Annotated in this window: 18 protein-coding genes; 15 read left to right on the top strand and 3 right to left on the bottom strand. The window is 42.5% G+C overall.

From position 1 onward, the window contains the following. Nucleotides 1-410: 410 nt before the first annotated feature. The 13 genes from H9L05_RS26915 to H9L05_RS13975 all read left to right on the top strand — a co-directional run bounded on the left by H9L05_RS26915 (nt 411) and on the right by H9L05_RS13975 (nt 16207). The gene (locus H9L05_RS26915; RefSeq protein ID WP_223284436.1) at nt 411-530 is read left to right on the top strand and encodes a hypothetical protein; all 120 of its coding nucleotides are present in this window, start codon (nt 411-413) and stop codon (nt 528-530) included. Between the two features lie 1014 nt (nt 531-1544). Further along, nucleotides 1545-3881 carry a GumC family protein gene (locus tag H9L05_RS14025; protein ID WP_187731493.1) on the top strand — a complete coding sequence of 779 codons (2337 nt, stop codon included), beginning with the start codon at nt 1545-1547 and terminating at the stop codon, nt 3879-3881. A gap of 60 nt (nt 3882-3941) precedes the next feature. Then, nucleotides 3942-4946, top strand: coding sequence for a glycosyltransferase family 2 protein (locus tag H9L05_RS14020; protein ID WP_187731492.1), 1005 nt, complete (start codon nt 3942-3944; stop codon nt 4944-4946). A gap of 23 nt (nt 4947-4969) precedes the next feature. Continuing rightward, nucleotides 4970-6217 (top strand): lipopolysaccharide biosynthesis protein, encoded by a 1248-nt coding sequence (locus tag H9L05_RS14015; protein ID WP_187731491.1) that lies wholly within the window; start codon nt 4970-4972, stop codon nt 6215-6217. A 317-nt stretch (nt 6218-6534) separates the two neighbouring features. After that, complete coding sequence (locus tag H9L05_RS14010; RefSeq protein WP_187731490.1) at nt 6535-7689, top strand: glycosyltransferase family 4 protein; 1155 nt, start codon at nt 6535-6537, stop codon at nt 7687-7689. A 63-nt stretch (nt 7690-7752) separates the two neighbouring features. Then, nucleotides 7753-9423, top strand: a complete 1671-nt coding sequence (locus H9L05_RS14005; RefSeq protein ID WP_187731489.1) for a hypothetical protein — start codon at nt 7753-7755, stop codon at nt 9421-9423. Between the two features lie 40 nt (nt 9424-9463). Further along, entirely contained in the window at nt 9464-10507 is a 1044-nt protein-coding gene (locus H9L05_RS14000; RefSeq protein WP_187731488.1) for a CgeB family protein, read from the top strand. A gap of 189 nt (nt 10508-10696) precedes the next feature. After that, a complete protein-coding gene (locus H9L05_RS13995) occupies nt 10697-11713 on the top strand; it encodes a glycosyltransferase (protein ID WP_223284435.1) in 1017 nt (338 codons plus the stop codon). Then, nucleotides 11710-12384: a glycosyltransferase gene (locus tag H9L05_RS26910; protein ID WP_394368433.1), complete on the top strand. Its 675-nt coding sequence runs from the start codon at nt 11710-11712 to the stop codon at nt 12382-12384. The genes H9L05_RS13995 and H9L05_RS26910 overlap by 4 nt, the downstream gene beginning before the upstream one ends. After that, nucleotides 12321-12986 (top strand): glycosyltransferase, encoded by a 666-nt coding sequence (locus tag H9L05_RS23765; RefSeq protein ID WP_223284434.1) that lies wholly within the window; start codon nt 12321-12323, stop codon nt 12984-12986. The genes H9L05_RS26910 and H9L05_RS23765 overlap by 64 nt, the downstream gene beginning before the upstream one ends. Nucleotides 12987-13343: 357 nt before the next feature. Beyond that, nucleotides 13344-13892: a WcaF family extracellular polysaccharide biosynthesis acetyltransferase gene (locus tag H9L05_RS13985; RefSeq protein WP_187731487.1), complete on the top strand. Its 549-nt coding sequence runs from the start codon at nt 13344-13346 to the stop codon at nt 13890-13892. A gap of 133 nt (nt 13893-14025) precedes the next feature. Further along, nucleotides 14026-14925 carry a hypothetical protein gene (locus H9L05_RS13980; RefSeq protein WP_187731486.1) on the top strand — a complete coding sequence of 300 codons (900 nt, stop codon included), beginning with the start codon at nt 14026-14028 and terminating at the stop codon, nt 14923-14925. A 13-nt stretch (nt 14926-14938) separates the two neighbouring features. Further along, nucleotides 14939-16207 carry a WcaI family glycosyltransferase gene (locus tag H9L05_RS13975; protein WP_223284433.1) on the top strand — a complete coding sequence of 423 codons (1269 nt, stop codon included), beginning with the start codon at nt 14939-14941 and terminating at the stop codon, nt 16205-16207. Nucleotides 16208-16221: 14 nt separating this feature from the next. On the opposite strand, the gene H9L05_RS13970 is transcribed toward H9L05_RS13975, so the two are convergent. From H9L05_RS13970 to H9L05_RS23760, 3 genes are all read right to left on the bottom strand, one after another. Further along, a complete protein-coding gene (locus H9L05_RS13970; RefSeq protein WP_187731485.1) occupies nt 16222-16668 on the bottom strand; it encodes a T9SS type A sorting domain-containing protein in 447 nt (148 codons plus the stop codon). A 712-nt stretch (nt 16669-17380) separates the two neighbouring features. Beyond that, nucleotides 17381-18568, bottom strand: coding sequence for a hypothetical protein (locus H9L05_RS13965; protein ID WP_187731484.1), 1188 nt, complete (start codon nt 18566-18568; stop codon nt 17381-17383). Between the two features lie 11 nt (nt 18569-18579). Further along, entirely contained in the window at nt 18580-19083 is a 504-nt protein-coding gene (locus H9L05_RS23760) for a glycosyl hydrolase family 28-related protein (protein ID WP_223284432.1), read from the bottom strand. A 1080-nt stretch (nt 19084-20163) separates the two neighbouring features. On the opposite strand from H9L05_RS23760, the gene xrtX reads away from it, so the two are divergent. Next, entirely contained in the window at nt 20164-20694 is a 531-nt protein-coding gene (xrtX, locus tag H9L05_RS13955; protein WP_229743166.1) for an exosortase X, read from the top strand. Then, nucleotides 20681-21223: an XrtX-associated membrane protein gene (locus tag H9L05_RS26905; protein WP_188548696.1), complete on the top strand. Its 543-nt coding sequence runs from the start codon at nt 20681-20683 to the stop codon at nt 21221-21223. The genes xrtX and H9L05_RS26905 overlap by 14 nt, the downstream gene beginning before the upstream one ends. The last annotated feature ends 186 nt before the right edge of the window (nt 21224-21409 follow it).

Genomic DNA, 21409 nt, shown 5'->3' with positions numbered 1-21409 from the left:
AGCGAGCTGCAAATTCTCTTCGAAGCAGACTTGTCAGCGGAGTCGCGCCTGGCCAAGGTACGTGACCTATTTCTATTTGCCTTAGGTTGTATCACTGGGCTAAGGCATTCGGACTTCAGCACCATTCGCCCAGAGAATATTGAGAGTGATCAGTTAGTGCTGCGCACCATAAAAATGGGGGACTGGCTTAGATTAGATCTTAACCAATACTCGCGAACGATTCTACAGCCCTATTCTAATGGGCTACCCAAGCTCTCCTAGCAGAAGTTCAATGAATATGTGAAAGAACTGGGACAGCGCTGTGGTCTCGATAAATCAACACTTGTGGTGCATTATCAAGGCACTAAACGAATTATGGAGCGCGTACCAAAGTATAACCTCTTATCCTTTGTACAGGCCGGCGCACCTTTGTGACTCAGAGCCTGGAACGCGGGATGCCCATAGAAGTACTTCAGAAATTTACTACTCACAAAGACCTCAAAACGCTAATGCGCTACGCCAAAGTCGCTGACGCACAGAAGAAGGTGTAGATGGAAAAAGTGTGGGGTTGAGAAGCCCACAATGTAGCGGTTCGACTCAGGCTCTAAGTGTTAGAATACAATCACAAGAAGCCTTAAAAGCAAAACAGCAGGTCGCCCTACCCGTTTTGTTTGCTTGACCTTTCCTGCAGTAGGTTATGACTTTCAGCTACCTCTGTTAAGTAAACTTTATCGGAGTCTTTAGTAGAAAAGATCGATAAAGATTCTAATAGTGCAACTATATAGCAAAATTTATAATCATATATCGGAAAGTATAATCTTATTCAATCATGGATCTAAGTGTATTTTTAATTATAAAGCACCCCCGATTAGCTGTTAATGATCGGTACTAAGTCGGTTCTCACTTGATGGGCCAATAGAGGCTTAACAAGCAAAAAATACAAAACCTTATCTAACTGTCTTTATATCCATAAAACCACTTAATTTAAAATTAGTTAGCTTGTAAAGACCACGAATCATCTAGAGTGTTTGCTACGCCTTTCATCTAATAACAAAAATACTACTGTTAAATACAATTTTAATCTAGCGTTTGTTGCGTGAGTAGTAAGACTCTTGATAGCCATTCAAGCGAGAGCGATAGTAAATAAAGAAGCTTATTTTGTGTTATTTTAATAACAGTTGCATTATTGTAATTTACCACAAATCAATTGCATTATTATTTGCTCTTATCCTATTCAAGGGTTAAGTTTGATCTATACTTTCCAGCCCATGGATCAGTTTGGCCTTTGGTTAGGCCATTCTACGGAACTTTACACTTTTGAAAATGATAAATTATTTATTCACCGGATAATGAGGCAGTTGTGCGATAAAAAAAGGTGACTCATACACCAATAATATTACAATGAATGCAGCAGTCATTCCTTCACGGGACAAGTAACACTTAACCTGGATGAAGGAAATAATTTTAGCTCACTTTGTAAGCACACTTGCACATAAGTTTGCTTAAAAAAAGAGTATGGGTTGCGCTCCTTTTTGATTTTTTGCTAAATTTAGAAATTTGTTATTATGAAATTCAATGAGATGTACGATAATAAAATCAATTTAGATGGGGTTGAAGAAGCAAATTATCGTCTATTGCTTTCTCAATACTTGAAATACTGGCCTTTGTTTTTACTTGGGCTGGCCTTGAGTTTGACGGGAGCATTTCTGTATATAAATCGCTCTGCGGCGCAGTACGTTGTAAACGGAACGTTGCTAATTAAGGACGGAAGAAATGTAAGTCGGTATTCAGAAAACGGACTTGTAAGTGAGTTAGGTATGATGCCCAATACTACAAACATTGATAATGAAATTATAGCTTTAAAATCCCATAGCTTAGTCCAGCGTGTTTTAGCCGAATTATCATTAACAACCAGTTATTATATAAAGGGGTGGGCTAGAGAACAAGAAATATATAAGAAATCTGTGCCTTTCGAAGTAATTATAGAAAATTTAGCTCCGGAAGGATATGAAAAGCCTATCACTATTACAACAAAAAACAACAACACTTTTTTACTAGAAGATAACGGAAAAGCATCTGTTTATAAGTTTGGTGAACTAATAAAAAAACCGTACGCTACTTTTACGGTAATTGCGTCGTCAGCGCGGCTGCCACTAACCTATAATAAACCTATCATCGTAAGATTCCATGACCTTACTACATTAGCTTATGATTATGTAGATAAGCTTCGGGTAAATCCAGTGAATAAGTTATCAACAGTAGTTACTATAAGTTTGACGGATGCTGTCCCCAATAAAGGACAGGACATTATAAATAAATTAATGGATGTTTATAACAAAGAGGCTACCGAAGACAAGAATTTAATAGCTTCTAATACTATAAAATTCATTGATGAGCGACTAAAAGGCTTGCGGATTGAGTTATCAACTGTTGAAAAAGGAGTTGAGGAATTCAAGCGCAAGAATGAGGTAGCCGATGTCAGTTCACAAATTCACCAATCACTGCAAGATGCCAGTGGGTATAATAAAGAGCTATCGGAAGCACGAATTCAACTCGAGGTATTAGAATCCATTGAAAACTATATAACAAAGGGTAACAATGTCCAAAATCAATTAATTCCTAGTGCTCTTAGTGTCGCAGACCCAACGCTTGCGGGGTTAATCGTTAAGTTTAACGAGCTACAGTTGGACCGTGAACGGCTATTGCGAACAGCATCCCCGACTAATCCATTTGTGCAAAACATGAATGAACAATTAGCTTACTTAAGAAATAACATCCTAAATAATCTAAAATCAACTAAGAACAGCTTAATTATTACAAGCAGGAGTTTATCCGCTAAATCCAATCAGTTTTCGTCTAGAATTCAAAAAGTACCCACTATTGAACGTGAACTTATGGGGATAAACAGGCAACAGGAAATTAAGAACTCGTTGTACTTATATCTCTTGCAAAAGAGAGAAGAAGCTGGATTGACTTTAGCGGCAACTGTTTCTAATTCAAAAATTGTGGATCCCGCGATTTGGTACACCAAGCCCGTTAGCCCAAAGAAACCAGCTATCTATTTGATAGCTCTTATCCTTGGGCTAGGCATACCATTCGCCATTATATTTATAAAACATCATTTCAATAATAAAATCCAGTTAATAAAGGATATTGAACAAGCTACCGCTGTTCCCATTTTAGGGGAACTTATGCATAATAAATCTAGCAATGGAATTGTGGTCGCTAAAGATAGCCGCAGCCCACTATCAGAAATGTTTCGACTTATTCGAACGAATTTACAATTTACTATTAATGTAAATAAGTCTAGTCGTGTATTATTAGTAACGTCTAGTATGAGTGGCGAAGGCAAAACTTTCTTTTGCGTTAATTTTGCATCAAGCTTATTGTTAATTGGAAAAAAGGTAGTTATAATAAATATGGACTTGCGAAAGCAAACCTTAAATTCCGAGTCGGTTAGTGGTCTAACCGATTATCTAATGCATATCGATGTATTTGTTGATGACATTGTCAGGCCTTCAGAGAGCATCCCAGACCTGTATATCATTAATTCAGGGCCACTTCCTTCTAATCCTGCAGAGCTAATGACGAGCCCTAAAATCGAGCAGTTACTACGCGTATTAAGGGAAAACTTTGACTTCATTATTATTGATACGGCCCCGGTAGGCCAGGTGGCGGATGCCTTTGCTTTAGCGCACAATGTTGATGCTACCATCTATATAGCAAGGTATAACTATACCCTTAAATCTCAGATTAGATTAATGAATAAAATGTGTGAAAATAAAAGATTAACTAATTGCATGCTTGTACTGAATGATGCTGCGGATAATCATCTGCCAAAATATGGTTACGGATATGGCTATAAACAAAGTAAATCTGCAAAAAAGTCCTTGCTATCGTGATTTAAGTACGCTTTAAGATCTGTTAATATTTATTTTCTACCTGAAATAAGCTAATAAATCATGAAAGTTTCGGTTTGTATTCCTACCTATAACCAAAGCGCTTATTTAGAGCAAGCCATTCAGAGCGCTGCAAAACAATCTCATACTCCCTTGGAGATAATTGTTGCAGATGATTGTAGTACCGATGATACATCTGCGCTTTTAGCCAAGCTTGCGGCTGAAATCCCTTATTTAAAGGTTATTCGACAACGGCAGAATGTAGGAATAATGGGGAATACAGACGCCTGTCTTCGCCACGCATCAGGGGATTTTATTGTTCGGCTTGATTCTGACGACTATTTATCACCTAATTACATAGAAAAATTAGGGCAGCAATTACTTAAGTTTCCTAAAGCTGGATATGCGCACGCTGCTGTTCAGGAAATTGATCATGCTGGGGCGTTTTTACAACATAGAAAATTGTTTAGGAAGTCAGGTTCTCAAGCAAGTAATGAGGCTTTACGGTCTATGCTGAAAGGCTACCGAGTAGCAGCCAACATCATCATGTTTAAACGGGAAGCACTGGTTACCGTGAACTATGTATCAGGTAGGCCGACCCAAGTAGAAGATTATAGTTTAGCATCGGCTATCTGTGCCGCTGGTTACGATAACATTTATCTGGATGAAACCCTAGCTTTTTACCGAGTCTGGGAAACGACTGGACATGCAAGACGCAAACGCAAGCTCACGGAAATTACAGGTCTTCAACGGGTATTTGAAGAGGTCCTGGAGCCAGCTTACCATCAACGGGGGTGGGAAATAAAAGACGTGTTGGCTAGCAAAACCCAGCTCGCGTGCAAACATGCGAATTGTTTGGCTTGGGACATCTACGACGAAACAGAGAAAAAAGAGTTGCTTGCCGCCCTACAAAAACTATCATCTACTTCCCCCGCACAACTAGTTTATTGGCTGTATTTAAATGGGTTAGGGAAACCAATAAATATAGTGTCAAACGTAGAAGCTACCTGCAAAGCTTATTTGAAGGGTTCACAGGTTCTCTGGCCTTTGGTGCGCTATAATAAATAGAATAGCTTGTTTTTTCTTCCCTTATGTCAACCGTAAAAAGGTTTCTTTCGGCAAGTGCAGCCTCTTGGGCACGCGTGGGCGTTACAGTAGTGGCGCAGATTGCATTAGTTCCCCTCTATCTTACGCACTGGGACGTCGAACTCTACGGAATATGGCTGGCTACCCACGCCCTAGCTAGCTTACTCTTTACCCTTGATCTAGGACACCAAGAGTTTTTAGGCTATGAGTTCATGCGCATTGGAAAACACAGCTGCTCAAAGTTGAGCCGCTACCTTTGGTCAGGTATCGTTTTTAGTATTGGAATTAATTTGTTTCAACTTCTATTAATCAGTTTTTTTTTAATTACTGGCGTTATATCAGATTTACTTGGTAGTTCAAGTATTCTTGCCCCGGGAATCATACGGATGGTTGGCATTATTTTAATTGCACAAGGAATTGCCTGGCTTATTGGAACAAGCATTTCAGGCTTGTTATTTAGAGTCCTCGCCCCGTTCGGCTATTATCCGAGGATGGCTTGGTGGAATTTTATTGATGCTATTATATCCGCCCTAACTCCCCTAGTTGCAGTGTCGCTGGGCGCTGATCTGCTCACTACTGGGGTTGTCACCGCTGTTGTCACCGTCATTTTCAGTATTCCGAAATACTGCGATTTGGTACGCTTGATGCGCAAAGAAAATATTCCGTTCAGCTATCCCTCTTGGCAAGTAGGCTATGCTAATTTCCTACTTTCCCTTGCTGTCTTTGGAAAAATATCCCTTGAGAATATTCGTCAGCAAGGGGTAAGGATAGTACTGGCACCGCTCGTGGGGGTGGGTGGCTTAGCTGCTTTTTCTACCATGCGTACGGGATCTAACATTGCCTTACAGGGCCTCAATACCATCACAAATCCATTGATTCCGGATTTAATGCGCTTTCTCCAGCAACGTGATCAAGCACGATGCGAGTCAGTTTTTGGGGCGGTTTGGATTATCGTAGTGGCCCTAATGGCGCCAGCAGTTGTAGTACTCCAAGCAGTGATTGAACCGGTGTACTTGGTATGGACTAGGGGACATATTGCCTTTAACCCTTGGCTGTTTGCACTGCTGTCTCTAAGTGTGCTTGTTTTCGCCGTAGTTCAGCCAGCCACGACCATCGTTGTAGGGAATAATTTACTTAAACCCCAATTACTGCTCTCGACCTTGGCCGCGCTAAGCGTGGTAGGGGGGATATACCTATTCGTACCCCGAATTGGTATTGTAGGTGCTGGTATTGCCTTACTAGGGCTGAAATGATTACATCGGCAGGCTACAAGACGGTGGCGCAACGGTGGATGCATCAACACGGCATGAAATGGCCTAATTCTTCCTTTCTGGTGGCAGTTACTTCCATTTGTATCGCGGCCGTGGCGATGGTTCTCATGATCGTATTTCCGTTAGCAAAATGGGCAATCGTAGCCGTTTCCATTCTGCTTTTGAGTGTAAATACTTGGCGTTACTGGCGAGTCTTGCCTGCAATCGCTGTACAGCACATTCTGCGACTAGCAAGTAAGCTTCCATGGAGAAGGGCAACATTAACGGTATGATCAAACAAGCAACTAATCTGGTCTCGTATGCATGTTACTCAGATTTCACTTGGGCGGTTTCATCATTTCCATTTAGCACGACAAATGGAACGAAACGGCCTGTTGACCTGCATCTGGACGGGGTATCCCTCACTAAAATTACGAGATGAGGAAGGAATTCCCAAGGGCAAAATTCGGACGTTTCCTTGGTTGCACACTCCTTATATGGCGCGGGGGCGCTTTGGATTAGCCAAGTGGTTATGGCTCACCAGAGAATGGTCATGGTTAGCGCAAGATACCTTGGACCGCCATGTAGCGGCACATCTGAAGCAGGCAACCGCATTAATCGCCCTGTCAGGATCTGGTTTGCACTCAGGAGCAGTGGCCCAGCGACAAGGTGGTTATCATATATGTGATCGTGGTTCGTCTCATATACGGTTTCAAGACCGAATCTTACGGGAGGAGTACGCCCGCTTTGGCGTTCCATTTCCGGGCATTGACCCGCGCATAATAGCCAAAGAGGAAGCGGAATACCAACAGGCTGATTTTATAACGGTACCGTCGGAGTTCGTTAAAAAATCATTTATCGAAATGGGAGTACCGGTAGGGAAACTTGTAAAAATGGTTTATGGAGCCCGATTAGATCGCTTTAAACAAGTTGGAGAGCCGCCGAAGGATCGATTTCGAGTGCTGTGGGTAGGGAGTGTTAGCCTACGGAAAGGGTTCCTCGATTTGCTAGAGGCGTTTGCATCGCTTAAATCCCCTAACAAAGAATTGCTCGTCGTCGGGTCAGTAGAGCCAGAAATGAAAAGCTTGTTAAAAAGGCGGCGAAAGGTAGAGGGGGTATGCTTCCGTGGTACCGTGTCGAACCAAGAATTGCCCATGCTTTACAGCACGGCCCATGTCTTTGTCCTTCCTAGTATTGAAGAAGGGTTGAGCATGGTGCAAGGCGAAGCACTAGCATGCGGGTGTCCCGTTATTGCGTCGACGAATACTGGTGCCGAAGACCTGTTTAGCGATAGAGTAGAAGGATATATAGTACCCATTCGCGCGCCAGAAAAGCTTAGGGAACGACTTGAGCAATTGCTAGAAGATAATCAGTTAAGACTAGAAATGTCGGAGGCTGCCAAACTAAGGGTGAAGGCCTTAGGAGGCTGGAATAGTTATGGCAACTCATTTACCCATTTAATAAAATCACTTTAAAAAACCTAGGCGTTTAATAGTATATTAATTAATAAAAACGCAATTTTTAAGCTCCTCAAGTTGATGAAAACGCAGCCCCCTTATATCCATTGGAACCTTAGGACTGTCTTATCTAGACAGGAAGAGCAATCTCTTCCTGCCTTTATTCGCTGGTCTTGGATCATACTTGGCTTCGCTTCCTTATTCCAAGTTGTTTTATTTGGCAGTTTAGATAATAGCATTGCCACCGGAGCTGTAATTCTTGCGTGGTTACTGCTTTGCCGTGCTGTACTCAGCTATAAAAATATAAACACCTATCCCTTGTCTAGTTTTATTTTAATAGGATACGTATCGACTCAATTTTATTTCCCCCTAATCTTTACTTTGCTAGAAGGAAAACCGCTCATTTTCAATCTGGAACTGCCATTACGGGTTTTTTTCCATTCATTTGCTGCATTGCTTATATTAATACTGGCGCACGTATTATATCGGGGTTTAGTGGAGCAGTTTAGTACAAGAAGGGTGTCAACTCTGGAGAAATATAAATTCTTTACTCCTCCTAGTGCCCTGCAATTGTGGCTTATGGGATTCATTGGATTGGCTGCTACCTTTTATGTTTATTTGTATGCCTTAACAGCAACCAAGACAGTTGGAACGGCAACAGATAAGTTTATAGAAGCTTTAGTTCCATTCTCATACGCTCCTTATTTTATTCCATTCACTAAATTATACGGCGAAGCAAAACCATTATCGAAAAGAACTGCGCTGTTATTAACCGCTTACACTATTGCCATTTTTGCTATAAGTATTGCGCGCAATAGCCGTGGCACTTTTATGATTGGATTTGCTTCATTAGCATTCGCCTATGCATTGGGACTTCTACTAGGATATTACAAGGCCCGTTTTTTTACACTACGGTATCTGTTTATTGCCTTAACTTCTTTCTGGCTTTTTACCGGACCGGTAGCTGATATTGGTACGGCTATGGTTCTGGTACGACAACAACGCAATGACATCCCCTATTCCGAGCTTGTAAGTTTAACGTTAGAAGCGTTCCACGACAAAGAATCTATTCGGTTATATAGAATGGCTGAGAGTTCTGAAAAGCAGGATTGGGATGAGCACTATTTAAATAATATATTTATAGCTAGGTTTTCTAACTTAAAATACAACGATACTAGTTTATTACTATCTTCAAAAATAAGTGAATATGATCCCGACGTGTTTGATTTTACCATCAATCATTTTTTGGCCAATTTACCTTCGCCCGTATTGAACCTATTAGGAGTTAACTTCGATAAAAGATCAGTTAACCAAGTATCATTTGGGGATTATCTTTTTTCTAAAGTTTATGCGAAACCTCAAGCACTAGGCAGTTTTTTTACTGGTCATTTTGCTGGCACCGGTATGGCTGCCTTTGGCTGGTGGTATTTAGCAATATTAGGGGTAGGCATAATTCCGGTTTATTTCTTATATGATAAGTTAACTATTCAAACACGTGCTCTGCACCAACCGACAGCAGCATTTCATACTAAACTGCGCTTTAGTTTTTGCGGCTTGTTATTCCTAACCCCCATTTTTCAGTTCTTTCCAGCAGAAAGTGTAGAAAAAATTGGTGCGTTTCTGTTACGTGGCTGGCTGCAAATGATTATCTTATATTTCGTATTATATCATCTCACTTATTTTTTGGATAAGGCCTTAACAGGATTTGCTCCTTCCCGACGGGTTAAGCCCCAAAGCCAGCCGATTTATTAAGGGTATTCCAATAATTTACTGAATAGAACAAGAGCAAGTGATGGCAAATATTCTTTATTTAGGATGTGATGCGCATGGCTCTACATCCCTCCACCGGGCGCAAGCGCTTGCCCGGCTAGGACATACTATTTCGCATCATAATCCTGCGGCGGCGGCTACTGGATTCATGGGATCCTCATGGCTTGACCCTATTCATTACCGGACGGGCTACCGGATTTTGCAATCACCCATACGTTCCTGGCTAAGTAAAATTATTGATTCAATACCAAAGCCTGATCTCGTTTGGGTGGATAGCGGTGAATTCTTTGGGCCTACGGCCATTGCCGGTTTAAAAGGACTAGCATGTCCCATATTACTCTACAATGTTGATGACCCTACAGGCCACAGAGATGGTCGAAGGTTCGACTCCTTGTTAAAAGCGTTGCCTCTGTACGATTTAGTAGTGGTAGTACGTAAAGAAACGGAAGCAGAATGCCTAAGCTTGGGAGCGAAACAGGTGATGAGGGTGATAAGAAGCTATGACGAGGTTGCGCATCAACCTTTTCTGAACCCAACACATATTCCAACCGAGTTTCGCTCCGAAGTGATTTTTATCGGCACTTGGATGCGCTATGAAAAACGGGATGAGTTCCTGCTCCACCTCCTAGAACAAGGTCTTCCCCTTAGTATTTGGGGTAGCCGTTGGAAAAAATCACCGCATTGGGCCAAGTTGCAAATTGCCTACCGTGGGGGCTCCTTGAGCGGTCGCGATTATGTTGCTGCCATTCAGGGATCCAAAATTTGCCTCGGTTTACTCTCAAAAGGAAATCGTGATCTCCATACCCAACGATCCTTAGAAGTACCGTTTGCCGCGGGCTTATTATGTGCGGAACGCACAACGGAGCATCTGGAAATGTATCAGGAAGGAAAAGAAGCAGTTTTTTGGGCCGATGCCAAGGAGTGCGCAAGTATTTGCCACAGGCTACTTTTGAATGATTCGCTACGGGAGAATATACGGGTAGCGGGCCAAAAACGAGTACTAGCACTACAAGTTGGAAATGAGAACATTTGCCGCAAAATTTTGACCCATTTGCGTATTGGCTAACCACTTTATTACTCGTACTTAATAAGAATCTGCCATGCAGCTTGTTTTTTTTACCCATCCCAATTTTATAGATTCTCAAAGCATGCCTCGTTTCGCCCGGATGCTTGCAGAGGGGATGCGTGAACGCGGGCATAAGGTAGAAATTTGGTCCCCCCCCCCAGACTTTGCCGCTTAGCGGGCCCAAGAGCGTTGAAAAAATGGTTGGGCTATATAGATCAGTACATCCTATTTCCCAGCCAAATACAACCTCGAATTAAGTTATGCTCTCCCCATACGCTCTTTGTCTTCACTGATCAAGCGCTAGGTCCATGGGTCCCCTTAGTTCATGATCGCCCCCATATCATTCATTGTCACGATTTTTTAGCGCAGCAATCGGCAAAAGGTCAAATTCAGGAAAATCCAACGAGCTGGACTGGCCGGCTATATCAATCGTTTATTCACCGGGGTTATTCAAAAGGAAAATATTTTATCTCGGTCTCGGAAAAAACGCAGCGTGATCTGCACCACTTTCTTCCACAATTACCCCTGTACTCGACCGTAGTATATAATGGTCTTAACCGGAAGTACAGTCCACTCGGCCCCCGTAAAGCACGGCTATTAGTAGGGGAAGCTATGGGCTTAAATCTCGCTTCCGGTTACATGCTTCATGTAGGTGGCAACTTGTTTTACAAAAATCGCTTAGGCGTTATTGAGCTCTATAATGCTTGGCGTTTACAAGGGGGAGTTGACCTACCACTCTTATTAATGGGCGAAGAACCAAACCCCCGCCTTTTACAAGCACAAATTCAGTCGCCTTATGCAAAAAACATTCATTTTTTTAGCAGCGTTCCGGATGAATTAGTGCAGCTAGCTTATGCAGGAGCCTTGGTTCTTCTTTTTCCGTCACTAGCTGAGGGCTTTGGATGGCCCATTGCTGAAGCTATGGCTTCGGGCTGTCCAGTCATTACAACCGGTGAAGCGCCCATGACGGAGGTAGGAGGCACGGCGGCCTTTTACCTGCCACGCCGGCCCGCGACAGGCGATGCCACCATTTGGGCGCAGGACGGGGCGCTGCTTATCGAGCAGGTCGTTACGCTCCCTCCGCGCGATCGGGCCCAGGTTGTGGCCGTGGGGCTGACCAACGCGGGTAGATTTGAGACCAATATGGCATTGAACCGCATAGAAGAAATTTATCACAGTATTCTTGACACATTTCCAAACGAATGAGGCTGCTTCACGCTGTTGCCAGTATGGACCCCCAACAGGGAGGGGTTGCCCAAGCGGTCCGCACTATAATTGTGGGGTTAACTCCCTTCGGAGACCTTAGTGAAGTTGTAAGCCTAGATGCTCCCGCTGCTCCAGAAATTCAGGCCGATTCCTTTCGCCTTCATACCCTCGGCCCCGGACGAGGGCCTTGGCGGTACAGTCCCGCTTTTCTTCCTTGGCTGCTGGAGAACTTATCGCGATTTGATGCCGTGATTGTGCACGGCCTATGGCTTTATCATAGCTACGCCGTACACAAGGCCGTGCGCCAATTGCAGGGGCAAAGCTCTGTCGCAGGGCTTAAAAAAAGGAACATGCCTGGTCTGTTTATCATGCCGCATGGCATGCTGGACCCCTACTTCCAGCGAGCTTCTGGTCGGCGGCTGAAAGCGTGGCGAAATTGGGCATACTGGCACCTGATCGAAGCGGGAGTGGTAAACGAGAGCACTGGCTTACTTTTCACTTGTGAAACGGAACGTCTACTGGCCCACGAGCCATTTACCCCCTATCGCCCCCAACGAGAACTGGTAGTCGGGCTAGGTGTAGAAGCGCCCCCCCGTTTACACCTCGGATGCAGGAGGCTTTTTTGGCAACCTGCCCTGCGTTGCACAATCGTCCCTATCTGCTGTTTCTGAGCCGGATAGACGAAAAAAAAGGCGTCGATTTGTTGATTAACGGTTACAAAGTCCTCTTTCGTCAGTTGGCTAAAGATGCGGCATGTGGTGCTCGTGCCGCTGGCCTTGGTGAGGGGTCGACTTCTCTGCCTTTCGCCTGTGCGGAAATGCCAACTCTCGTCATTGCCGGTCCAGGACTGAACTCGCCCTACGGCCAGCGCCTGCGTCAGGCAGCTGCCGAACTACCCGCATCTGCCGTTTTCTTTCCAGGGATGCTTACTGGTGCCGCTAAGTGGGGGGCTTTCTACGGCTGCGAGGCCTTTGTGCTGCCTAGCCATCAAGAAAACTTTGGGATTGCAGTAGTGGAGGCCTTAGCATGTAGCAAGCCGGTTCTTATCACTGATAAAGTAAATATTTGGCGCGAGGTTGTAGCGAACGGTTGCGGATTAGTGGCGGATGACACCTTAACGGGCACACAAGAATTATTGGAACGCTGGATAAATTCCCCCTCCGCTCAGAAAAAACTGATGGGACAGCGAGCACTGGATGCGTACCAAAATAATTTTGGTATTGCAGCAGCTGCGAAGACATTGTCAGAAGCGTTAAAAAGTATGAATCAATAATTTGTTTTCATAAAAAGTTATGGGCGTTAAACGAAAGCAAAAAAAACTTTTACTTAAAAGAGATTTCTAATTTTAAGCTGCATGAGGCTACCGAATTTATATTAAAAATTTTTCTTCGCATTCTGTTAAATAATTTAACCATACATTGAAAATACAAGCTGTAACAGCCTTACAATTATTGGTCTTTACCGATGGAATTAGCATTGGGCAGCAAAGTTGCTACTGTGTTTAGCTTGGAGGGAAGGATGCAGTCATTGAATACATAATTTTAGATTTATAGTATTGCCTGGCTGCCTGAAAAGAATATTAGAGCTTATTTTTTAATAACTGTCACATTACTAATGTACTCGTTGCTCAATGCAAACTGATCTATCCAAATTTAATGTAGGCGATTACAAAGCGGGCTCTAAAGTAAAAATAATTGCCTGGTATTTACTTAATTACTACGTTTTTGACACTGCAGTCCCTTGGCCCTATAAATTCAAAGAAATATTATTACGCTTCTTTGGTGCTCACGTAGGGGAGGGAATCGTAATCAAAACTAAAGTAAGAATCAAATATCCTTGGTTGTTAACCATCGGAAACAATTGTTGGATAGGAGAATCGGTGTGGATCGACAACCTGGATACTGTTTCCATAGGAAATAATGTAAGTATATCACAAGGGGCCATGCTGCTTACAGGCAACCATGATTATAGGGTAAGTAGCTTTCCTTATCGCCTGGGAAAAATACAATTAGAAGATGGCGTATGGATTGGAGCTCGTGCGGTTGTTTGCCCGGGAATTATTTGTAAATCTCATTCGATTTTAACGGTGCAATCGGTGGCTACGAAGAATATGGATGCTTGGTCAATTTATTCAGGCAATCCCGCAGCCTTCGTCAGAGGTCGCACCATGCGAAGTTAGAATATCACAAAAAAGTAGTTCGAATATATTTTTATCTTAAGTGTTCCCAGATATGAATACCGTTACTAAAAAATATTCTCGGCTTAGTTCAAGCTTGAGTATGCAAAAAATACCAAGGATAAATCTATTTTATGTGATTATTATCTTTATTTTATTTTTATCTATTACCGAGATAGGATTGCGTGAATATTTGGGATTTGGCAATGCGATTTTATTTAAAGAAGATCCCTATGTGGAGTATATTCCTGTTCCGCAATCAAAACAAAGATTTGGTCACAATAATGTATATAATTCCTTTTCTCAAAGGAACCGAGAAGTGTTAACTACTGATTCAACTGTTATCCTTGGATTCGGCGATTCTATCTTAAATGGGGGCGCCTTGACCGATCAAGATAGCTTGGCTACAACTATGCTTTCTAGCTACCTGTCCAAAAAATACAAGAAGGATGTATTATTCACTAACATTAGCGCGGGATCGTGGGGTCCAGACAATTGCTATGCTTATTTAAAGAAATATGGCAACTTTAGGGCTAAAGGTGTTTTGTTGGTAGTAAGCTCTCACGATGCTTATGATAATATGACTTTTGAAAAAATAGTTGGCATTCATCCTAACTATCCTAATACTCAATATCATTCAGCAATCTGTGAGGTCCTAGTACGATACATTTACTATCCTTACATCAAAGATTTTTTCACTCAAAAAGAGCGCGTAACCAGTAGCAAAACCGATCAACTATTAATAAATAAATATAAGCGAGGCGCAAACTTTAATAACGGATTTAGTGCTTTTAAATCTTACTGTGATAGTGCTAAAATACCGTTAACTATCTATCTGCATGCTGACATCAGCGAACTTAGATTCCGGCGCTACAATGCACATGGGCAACTGATAATTGAGTTTTGCGAAAGTAACAAAATAAGATTAGTTAAAGAATTAGATTATAACATGCAACCCCAGGATTACAGAGATAATATTCATCTTTCCCATAGCGGACAACGAAAAATGTTCGATATTTTAAAGACATGCTATTAAACAATCAAACGCCATGATGACTAGCAAAAAAAACCTTTTATTGATAGGCTATAATTTCTACCCAGAGCCTACTGGAATAGGCAAATATAATGGAGAGATGATTGCTTGGCTTGCTAAACAAGGATACAACTGTACCGTAATAACTACCTATCCGTATTATCCCTACTGGAAGGTTCAAGAACCCTATATTAAAAATCGCTTTTCCTTTACAACAGAAGTTGTAGCCTATCCAGCGGGAGGTAAGGCCACAATTTGTCGCTGTCCCATTTACGTGCCATCCAGGCCTTCGGGAATCAAAAGGGTTATTTTAGATTTATCTTTTCTATTTACGGCATTAATCAAAGTAATTCACTTGCTTGGCAAACACAAGTTTGAATATGTAATTACTATCGCTCCCGCTTTTAAACTCGGCTTATTAGGAATTTTATGTAAAATTTTACAAAAATCTACCTTTATTTATCATATACAAGACATGCAAATCGAGGCCGCTCGAGATCTGCATATGATTAAATCTACCTTCTTGTTCAAGTTATTATTAAAAATTGAAAAGTTTATTTTCAACAAAGCGAATTTCATCACTACCATATCGGAAGCCATGGCAATCAAAATATATGAAAAATCCGAAAAAAAGGTTCACCTTTTCCCCAATTGGGTCGATACCAGCCTTTTCTTCCCTATCCAAGACAAGTGCAAACTGAAATCATTATTTGGATTTAGAAACGCCGAAAGAATTGTTTTATACTCAGGTGCGATTGGGGAAAAGCAAGGATTAGAAAACATTTTGTCTGTCGCAAAACGATTCGGAGAATGCGACATGAATGTTAAATTTATTATCTGTGGATCCGGGCCCTATAAAGAACACTTAATAGAGTTATCCCAAGAGTTAAAACTTACCAACCTCCTGTTTCTTCCAGTGCAGCCGCTTGAAAAATTTAATAGTTTTCTCAACCTAGCTGATGTTCATTTAGTTATTCAAAAATGTAGTACGTGTGATTTAGTGATGCCTTCTAAACTCACTACCATACTGGCTATTGGGGGGTTAGCTTTAGTAACAGCTAATAACGATTCTGGCCTTAGCTCTATGATTAAGAAACACAATATAGCTTTGGTTGTTGAACCAGAAAATCAAGTAGCGTTATATAAGGGTTTAACAGAAGCCTTAAATGAACTTAATGATGAGATTAAAATAAATGCTCGCTCTTACGCGGATCGATACTTAGAAATTGACAGGATTATGAAATCGTTTCAAGTATTAGCATTACAACCTATACCTTGTGTTTAGGTTATTTTTGTCTTTTAATTTTTAATAAAATAGTGCCGTGTTTGACCGCCCACCTGGGTTTTGATTAACAAAATGTATACCCCGGCTGGAAGTTTTCGCACATTGAGTACACTCTCTCTGGTAGCCGTATAAGTAGTTTGTATCAATGCCCCTGCTACTGAGTAAATTTCAAGTAGCGCCGAGGGGGCCAATAAAACCACGAATAAATTGTTGTTGGTTGGGTTGGGATAGATATTGACCTTAGAGGCATTCTTCGTCAGAAAGTCGATTGATCGCCCGAGGCTATGCTGGATTGAACCATCAGTATTAACTTGTTCTAATCGATAGTAGATAGGGCCCTTAAGGGTTTTACCGATACCTATATCCTGGTAGCTATAGGTTGTTTTGGCTGATGTTAGGCTGCCTCGCCCATTTAGTTGCTCCACTGCAGTGAAATAAAGCCCGTCGAGACTGCGCTGCACCGTAAAGTGCTTGACATTCGTTTCGGAGGCTGTTTCCCAATGTAGAAATGCGTTTGCGCTATCAGCTTCAACGGTGAATTGTATTTGTTGGACGGGGGCGGGGAAATGATGGGAATACTAAAAGTAGCTGGTAAGCTACTATTGCCTTTGCTATCAATAGCGCTATAGGCAAAGTTCGCTTTGCCAGTATAGTTAAGGCTAGGCTGAAAGCTTACCAACGCTGCTTGATCAATCGATACGACCGTATCTTTTGCTATCGGAGTCTCTTTAATATAGAGGACGCCACTCGTGACGGACGGCAACTTGCTAATAGCGAAGGCAGTAATCGGTCCACTGGGAGCAGAACCGGTAAGGGGCAGCAAACGAGTTAGGCCAGCACTGCTGGGAATGGGCAGGTTAGTTTTTGGATCTGCTAGCGGGAGTTGACCAGTGGTAGCGTCCGCACAGGTACTTGTATGGACTGAGGCATGATTCAGTCCTTGCAAGGTCTTATCCTTAATGCTATTTGCCGTATTAACTAAACTGGTATTACATACAACCGCATTGTACGTACCGGAGTTAAGATAAACGGCATTGTCGCAGTTGGTTGCACTATTGTTTTGAATGATACTGCCTAGTATAGCAGGAATACCTTCATCTACATAATTGTGCGTAAGCTTATGGAACTCTAAATAATTGAGGTACCCATTGGGGAAATTATCGTCCACTCGCGCTACTGCATTGGGGTATGCGCTGTGAGCGAATTATTTCGCATCTCTACGCCAAGCGCTAAGGTGCCAAAAGGCTTTTGTTGAATATGCTGCGTCGGATGAACGCCAATAAATACCCCCATTTCGCCATTAAGGTCGGAAACCGAGTTCTTTACTATCTGTATATTCCAGGTAGGATACATCCCAACGGTGGTGTGCCAGTTTGTCGTTTCTCGTTGGAAGGGAGCAATATCAATTGAACCATTATTAGTCAAGGTGTTACCGACGATTGCTATATCGTGGTTAGCGTTTTGCGACAACATAATCCCGCGTTGGTTACCTTCCATTACATTTCCTTGCACCAGCCAATTTTCAGCCCCCCATGTCCAGACCGCATACCGGGACGTGTGATCAGGTATCACTTCCCAATTACTTTTCAGGGTAAGGGTAGTACCAGTACGACTGGTGATCTGCCGCCACTGGCCCATTCCTTTGCCCTGTACAATGCCTACCCCAACCCGAGGTTGCACTAGACTTCCCCATGATTTTGTATTGTCAGTTAGGGTGTTGCTCGTTGCACTGGTTACGGTGCCTATGGACTCATCAGGTACATAATTAGCTCCCTGTTCAGCTAGAATGGTTTCCCCGTCATTAGTATTCTGCGGGCGTCCATTAATCACTTGAAATGTATTGTTCAGGATAGCCACATTACGGGCAAAATCCCACGTAGTGACGTGCGTTATAACACGAGCATTACCAGGCCATCGCGCACTACCATCCCGGTAGGTTTTGTTGTTCTCAAACACAATATTTTGCGCCCCACCATTTGCGCGTGTATGGCCAAAGTGCAGCCCATCATTTGCATATACTATTTTATTGTCTGCATACACAACATTCTTGCTGCCATCCATGCGCAAGGGACCTCGATAACCGGTTGTAGCTGTTATTCCTTGGGTGAAGTCACAGTTGACGATACATACTTTATTGGCGTCGGCTATGTCCAGCCATCTACCTATATTCAGCTTCCAGCGCACCCGCTGCATAAAGAATTCCTCAATCCCCGATGCACTTAAGTTGGTAGACCACTGTCCACCATCGGATATATTCTCAATAGTTAAATCGGCAAACCCAGTGGTTTTTACCCCAGGATTGAGGCGTAGTCCGATACCACTCTCATTATTGTACCCATAGCGGAGCACCGTTTTATCCATTCCTTCCCCTGCTAGTACCACACGGTCTCCCATTTCCAAGCCCCCCAACCACTATGGAGCAACTTATAGATACCTTCTGGCAAGAAAACAACCCCTCCGCCCGCTTTTTTAGCGACACTTATTGCTGTTTGAATAGCTAGTTTATCATTCGTTAGTCCATCTCCTATAGCCTTTACTGTGAGGCGAGGATCAGTTTTTACATTGTAGATGTTACGAGTAAAGTTGTATTTATGGCCCCAGCCAACAGGGAGGTCATACGGATTAGTGTTTCTTTCAATAACAGTAAGGGGTTGCTCTACTTTAGTTTCTCCTAATAAGCCCCCCAGCCCGTTTGTTATATAGACATCGTACGTCTTGCCAGCGGTTAAACTGGGAGGAATGTTAACGCGGATTTTGTATTCCTCGGCTCCACTTTCCTCGATGGTTGCGTCCGTAGAAGCACCTGAATCATGCTGCACGAACCGAACACTACAACTGCCCTCGGCAAGCCTTAAATTTCGGCCAAAGATGCGCACCGTCCCCCCCGCTATGACTTCGGGGAGTCATAATGCATCCCTCTAGCGCGGTTTATATAGACGACAGGACTTTGGGTGGTGCTGTCCCCTACCCAAAGTTTATACATGTCTAACGGCCAGTTGTCGGGAATAGCTACGGTAGCCTGCCCCGCACTCTGCACTAGGATGGGGGAGTAATAGCTGTACCCGTTCCTTGAGCAAGGTAAACCTTGGCTGTCGCACTAAAATGGCCTTGTAAACTAATCGCTTCACTAGGCCGCCCCGTTGGGCTTGCATTAAAAATTTTAGTTTGAGCGCTAGCAGCTAGCGAACCAATACCACATTCCCAGGCTGTGAATACAGCTACCAATAAGCCAAGGCGTCCCATACAAATAACTATTAGTAGCTACAGGCCCAATCGCATGTCTGAGGCATTAATTTAAGTATTCTTCTATTCAAATAGAAGAAATTTATAAGTTATATAAAACCAATAATGTTATAATATATAAATAAAACCAAATAAATTTGGATAAAACTGTTTGAAAACCCATTTTCATGTAGTATTATTATTTCTCTAATCGAGACTTGCCCGTATTGATAGCTGTTGAGCTTTAGCCATTTACATGCCTATTTTATCTATTACGCCAGAATAAATTTCTTTAGTTTACTTAGGAAACAACAACTTACTAGTAGCTTTTTACCCTTTTTATTTTTCCCTTTTTCACCTTTTTAAATAGTACTCTTATGAAAAAACTTGTGAGTTTTTTTTCCCTGTCAGCTCTAATCTTCCTCTTAGGGCTAACAATCACACCTGCTCAGGCTCAAAACGGTAATCCTGGAGAACCCAACCAGTGTGGAAATTGCCAAGGTAATCAAGGCAACGGTAAAGGGAATGGTGGCCCCACCGATGTCCCAATTGACGGAGGAGCTTCTTTGCTTCTTGCTGGGGAGCAGCCTATGCCTTGCGCCGCATTAGTAAGGCTCGCCTTAGTAAGGCACAGTAATAAGCATTACTAGCTGGATTAAATAGCCTGCTTACTCGCAGAGCTATTTAATCCAGCAATGTCTTATTTATATAATGTCAAAGGTATAATACTAGCTATGAATCCTCTTCTACGTTTTATGCTGATAGCCGGAAGCCTTTATTTGGTGTGGCTTTTTGGGTATGAACATTACTTGGCTATTGATGGTCGATTGGATGCCGCCTTAACGCAAAATATCGCCATGGCTGGAGCCGCCGTACTGCGCCTGGTAGGCTTTGATGCCGTCGTATCCCCGGAACAAGCAAATTTGATTCTTTTATCCAATACACCTGCCGTTAAGGTTGGATATTATTGTGACGGACTAGTATTATACGCGTTGTTCACTGGATTTGTGTTAGCTTTTCCCGGGCCCATCCGATATAAATTGTGGTTCATTCCCATGGGCTTGATTCTAATCTATAGCATCAATATATTACGTGTTGCCGCCCTTTGTCTTAATCATATTTACTGGCACCAGACCGTAGATTTTAATCATCACTTTACATTTACCTTCATCGTATACGGGTTTATTTTTCTTTTATGGATCTGGTGGGCTACACGGCTAGCACCTCGCGTCCCTATTAACTCGGCTCCGCATGTCCACGCTTAAACGCCTCATTAATGAAGATCCCAAACCAGCATTGGAGAGGCTTACTGACAATAGAATTATTCGCATAGGGTGCTGTTTATTATTAGTCCTTCTTTTATTTAGTGCTTCGCTTTTCGCTGAGCAGCTATATGCCGTACTCGGTACCTTTTGTCAAAGCCTATTCGATGCTCTAGGCGTTGCAGCGTATCTACCTAGATTGTTTGAACAAGGTGGCGTGATCGGTCAGACTATGAATCGACCGCATAGTATTCCAGCGGTTATCTTATATAGTCTGTTGTATGTAACGGTCTGTTTGGCACTGCTTTTTTTGCTCTTACCCTACCCTACTCAACGACGATACGTACTTCTTTTCTACGGCATTATAGCTGTCGCTTCGCTGTTGCTACTGGTAACCAACAAACTGGTTGGTCCTAATTTTTCCATTACAATCCTTACTAGCCACCTCTTGCATTTCCTTGTGTCCCCTGTCCCTGTAATTATTCTGGTGCCTTTATTACGATGGTATTCAGCAAATACAAAGAAGGGTTAGCATATGCTCATCTAAGGGCTTAGAGCACTTTATAAAAAACGTACTTTAGTTGTCGACTAATTTGAGAGTAGCCTAATGCTCATAGTTGATTAAAAATTAAGTTAAGACTAGCTACAAATGATCTCATTAATTACAGATCATTTATGTATACAATCTTTAACTGTATGCCTACTAAGTTGCCTTCTT

It is taken from the genome of Hymenobacter qilianensis (assembly GCF_014489555.1).
Classification (GTDB): domain Bacteria; phylum Bacteroidota; class Bacteroidia; order Cytophagales; family Hymenobacteraceae; genus Hymenobacter; species Hymenobacter qilianensis.
The sequence above is the reverse complement of the archived record's forward strand: the minus strand, read 5'-3'. Positions and strand labels throughout refer to the sequence as shown.